We start from the raw sequence: 3,772 nt of genomic DNA, 5'->3' as shown, positions 1-3,772 counted from the left end.
GCCGGTTTCGGGTGCGGCGGCATGGCGGTCAGGCGCGCCAGGCCCTCGTCGCGCGGCAGGGGGCCGACATGGAAGGCGGCCTGGGGCGGACGGCCCCAGGTGATCTGGCCCCGGCGGAAAGGTTCGGGCTGCTTTTCCGCCGCAGGATTATCAGTCGTCTGGGGCTTGTCGTCGGCGTCGGACATTCGGTCTCCGGCGCTCAGGCAAGCGCGCATCAGGTCGAAAAGGCGTTAGAGGGGCAGGACGGTGAGCGCCGAGTTCGGCGCTTTCGTGACCGTCAGTTCTTCAGACGATAGCCGGTCTTGAAGATCCAGCCCACCACCGCCAGGCAGCCGAAGAAGAAACCCAGCGTGGCCGCAAGGCTGATCTGAACGCTGACATCCCCCACGCCGTAGAAGGCCCAGCGGAAGCCCGAGATCAGATAGACCACCGGGTTGAACAGGGCGACCGTGCGCCAGCCCTCGGGCAGCATCTCGATCGAATAGAAGGCGCCGCCCAGGAAGGTCAGGGGCGTGACGATCAGCATGGGCACGAACTGAAGTTGTTCGAAATTCTGCGCCCAGACCCCGATAATGAAGCCGAACAGGGCGAAGGTGGTCGAGATCAGGATGAGGAAGGCCAGCATCCAGAAGGGATGCAGGATTTCGAGCGGCACGAAGAAGGCCGCCGTGGCCAGGATGATCAGGCCCAGGATCGCCGACTTGGTCGCCGCCGCCCCGACATAGGCCAGCACGATCTCCAACGGCGACACGGGCGCGGACAGGAGCTCGTAGATCGTGCCCGTGAACTTCGGGAAGTAGATGCCGAAGCTGGCGTTGAAGATCGACTGGGTGAACAGGCTGAGCATGATCAGACCCGGCACGATGAAGGCGCCGTAGGGGACGCCGTCCACCTCGGTCATGCGGCTGCCGATGGCGCCGCCGAAGACCACGAAATAGAGGGACGTCGTGATGACCGGCGTCACCAGCGACTGCCACAGGGTGCGAAGGGCGCGCGCCATCTCGAAGCGATAGATGGCCCAGACGCCGTATCCGTTGAACGCCATCACGCGGCCTCCCGATCCTGATGGACCAGGCCGACGAAGATGTCCTCGAGCGAGCTCTGGCGGGTGCTGAGATCCTTGAAGCCGATGCCGAGATCCGACAGGCGACGCATCAGGGACGGGACGCCGGTCTTTTCGGCGTTGGAATCGAAGACGTATTCCAGTTCGGCCCCGTCGCATTGCAGCGCCAGGTTCCATTCGGCCAGCTCCGGCGGCAGGGCCGCCAGCGGCTCCTGAAGCTGAAGGGTCAGGGTCTTCTTGCCCAGCTTCTGCATCAGGTCGGCGGTCTTCTCGACCAGGATCAGCTCGCCCTTGAGAATGACGCCGACGCGGTCGGCCATCTCTTCGGCTTCCTCGATGTAGTGGGTGGTCAGGATGATGGTCACGCCGCGCTCGCGCAGGCGGCGCACCAGGGACCACATGTCCCGGCGCAGCTCGACGTCGACGCCCGCCGTGGGTTCGTCAAGGAAGAGGATGTCGGGTTCGTGGCTCAGGGCCTTGGCGATCATGACGCGGCGCTTCATGCCGCCGGACAGGGTCATGATCTTGGCGTCCTTCTTGTCCCACAGGCTGAGGTCGCGAAGGATCTGTTCGACATAGGCTGGGTTCGGCGCCTTGCCGAACAGGCCCCGGCTGAAGGTGACGGTGGCCCAGACGGTCTCGAAGGCGTCGGTCGTCAGCTCCTGCGGCACCAGGCCGATGCGGGTGCGGGCGGCGCGATAGTCGCTCTGAATGTCGTGGCCGTCGGCGGTGATGGTCCCGGTCGAGGGGGTGACGATGCCGCAGACGATGGAGATCATCGTCGTCTTGCCCGCCCCGTTCGGCCCCAAGAGGGCGAAGATCTCGCCCTTCTCAATCTCCAGGTCGACGCGCTTCAGGGCCTGGTGCCCCGTCTTATAAGTCTTGGTCAGACCCTGGATGGTGATGACGGCTGGCATGCAGGCCCCTCCCGGCTTGGGCGAGGCAGATAAGAAGGCGCCCTCGCCCGCTCAAGGGCGCCCTTTGGACAAGATTGACAAAAAGTCAGGCCTCCGCGCGCCAGTCGAACACCAGGGTCTCGCGGTGGCCGAAGCGCGACAGGTGGTCGGCGAACACCACCTTGAAGCGGTCCATGTCGGCGCCGACGTCCCCTTCCAGCCGGACCAGCAGCCGGTCGGCCAGGGCCTGCATCTTGCACACGCCCATGGGCAGGACGATGCGAGCGTTCTCGGGCGTGACAGCGGTCTCGAACTTGTGCGCCCAATGCTTGGCCAGTTGCTGCATATAGCGGCTGGCGTGGGCGGTCAGGACTTCAACGGTCGCCACCGGACCCGTCGGATCGGAAGCGGCGTCGGAAACAGCGGGGGCGGAAGCGGCGGTCATGGCGATCCTCACACGAACAGGCGACCATCATAACAAGTTGCGAGCGGTTCGCAACACTACAGGAAACCTGACCGCCCTCTCGCGGGTTTCTCCTCCGACGCCATGAAAGGGCGACGCCATGTCCCGTCTTTCCGTCCTGCCCGTCCTGGCGGTGAGTTTCAGCCTGGCCCTGGCCCTGGAGGCGTGCGCCACGCGCAGCGCCCTGCCTGACGACGCGGGCTTCGGCGCCGCCCCCGCCCTGCCCGCGCCGCAGCCCCAGGCCGTTCCGACCGTCAAGATCGCCCGAGCCGTCGGCTGGCCGCAGGGACAGACGCCGGTTCCGGCCGCGGGTCTGGCGGTCAACGCCTTTGCGACGGGGCTGGATCACCCGCGCTGGCTCTATGTCCTGCCCAACGGCGACGTTCTGGTCGCCGAATCCCAGGCGCCGGCGAAGCCCAAGGACAAGAAGGGCGGACTGCGCGGCTGGGTCGAGGGACTGGTGATGTCGCGCGCCGGATCGGGCGACACGCCCAGCGCCGACCGCATCAGCCTGCTGCGCGACGCCGACGGCGACGGAACGTCGGAGACCAGGACGGTCTTCCTGAGCGGGCTGACCTCGCCCTTCGGCATGGCCCTGATCGGAGGGCGGCTGTACGTCGCCAACGCCGACGCCGTGGTCGCGGTCCCCTATCAGACGGGCCAGACGCGCATCGACGCGGCCCCGGTCAAGGTCGCGGACCTGCCCGCCGGGCGCAATCACCACTGGACCAAGAGCCTGGTCGCCTCGGCGGATGGAAGCAGGCTCTATGTCGGGGTCGGCTCCAACTCCAACATCGGCGAGAACGGTCTGGACGAAGAGGTCGATCGCGCCGCCATCCTGGAGATCGACGTCGCCACCGGCGCGCGGCGCGTCTTCGCCTCGGGCTTGCGGAACCCGGTCGGCCTGGCCTGGAACCCGCAGGACGGGCGACTGTGGACCTCGGTCAATGAACGCGACGCCCTGGGCGACGATCTGGTGCCCGACTACATGACCTCGGTCACGCCCGGCGGCTTCTACGGCTGGCCGTGGAGCTATTACGGCCAGACCGTCGACGAGCGGGTGCAGCCCGCACGGCCCGACATGGTCGCCAGGGCGATCAGGCCCGACTACGCCCTGGGATCGCACACGGCGTCGCTGGGGCTGACCTTCTACGCCGGGACGCTGGCGCCGCAGTGGCGCAACGGGGCGATCATCGGCCAGCACGGCTCGTGGAACCGCAACCCGCCGTCCGGCTACAAGGTCATCTTCGTGCCCTTCCGCGACGGACGCCCCGACGGGCCGCCGCAGGACGTGCTGACCGGCTTCCGCAACGCAAGGGGCGAGGCCATGGGGCGGCCGGTCGGGGTGGC

5 protein-coding genes are annotated in these 3,772 nt (G+C 67.2%); 1 reads left to right on the top strand and 4 read right to left on the bottom strand.

The genetic code is table 11. The annotated features are described in order from the left end of the window. From RT567_RS14755 to RT567_RS14740, 4 genes are all read right to left on the bottom strand, one after another. The coding region (locus tag RT567_RS14755) for a hypothetical protein (RefSeq protein ID WP_313577007.1) at positions 1 to 185 on the bottom strand (185 nt) is incomplete at its 3' end. A 92-nt stretch (positions 186 to 277) separates the two neighbouring features. Continuing rightward, entirely contained in the window at positions 278 to 1,045 is a 768-nt protein-coding gene (locus RT567_RS14750; protein ID WP_313577006.1) for an ABC transporter permease, read from the bottom strand. Next, complete coding sequence (locus tag RT567_RS14745) at positions 1,045 to 1,980, bottom strand: ABC transporter ATP-binding protein (RefSeq protein WP_313577005.1); 936 nt, start codon at positions 1,978 to 1,980, stop codon at positions 1,045 to 1,047. Before RT567_RS14745 ends, RT567_RS14750 begins: the two co-directional genes overlap by 1 nt. Before the next feature lie 85 nt (positions 1,981 to 2,065). Further along, positions 2,066 to 2,404 carry a DUF2218 domain-containing protein gene (locus RT567_RS14740; protein ID WP_313577004.1) on the bottom strand — a complete coding sequence of 113 codons (339 nt, stop codon included), beginning with the start codon at positions 2,402 to 2,404 and terminating at the stop codon, positions 2,066 to 2,068. A gap of 118 nt (positions 2,405 to 2,522) precedes the next feature. Between RT567_RS14740 and RT567_RS14735 the strand changes: the two genes are divergently transcribed. Continuing rightward, on the top strand, positions 2,523 to 3,772 hold a 1,250-nt coding region (locus tag RT567_RS14735), incomplete at its 3' end, for a sorbosone dehydrogenase family protein (protein WP_313577003.1).

Origin of the sequence: Brevundimonas sp. (assembly GCF_032107865.1) — a bacterium.
Taxonomy (GTDB): domain Bacteria; phylum Pseudomonadota; class Alphaproteobacteria; order Caulobacterales; family Caulobacteraceae; genus Brevundimonas.
The sequence above is the reverse complement of the archived record's forward strand: the minus strand, read 5'-3'. Positions and strand labels throughout refer to the sequence as shown.

Excerpts from the sequence above, each read along its gene's own strand:
- RT567_RS14750 (WP_313577006.1), bottom strand. The coding sequence starts at position 1,045 with ATGGCGTTCAACGGATACGGCGTCTGGGCCATCTATCGCTTCGAGATG.
- RT567_RS14745 (WP_313577005.1), bottom strand. The coding sequence starts at position 1,980 with ATGCCAGCCGTCATCACCATCCAGGGTCTGACCAAGACTTATAAGACG.
- RT567_RS14740 (WP_313577004.1), bottom strand. The coding sequence starts at position 2,404 with ATGACCGCCGCTTCCGCCCCCGCTGTTTCCGACGCCGCTTCCGATCCG.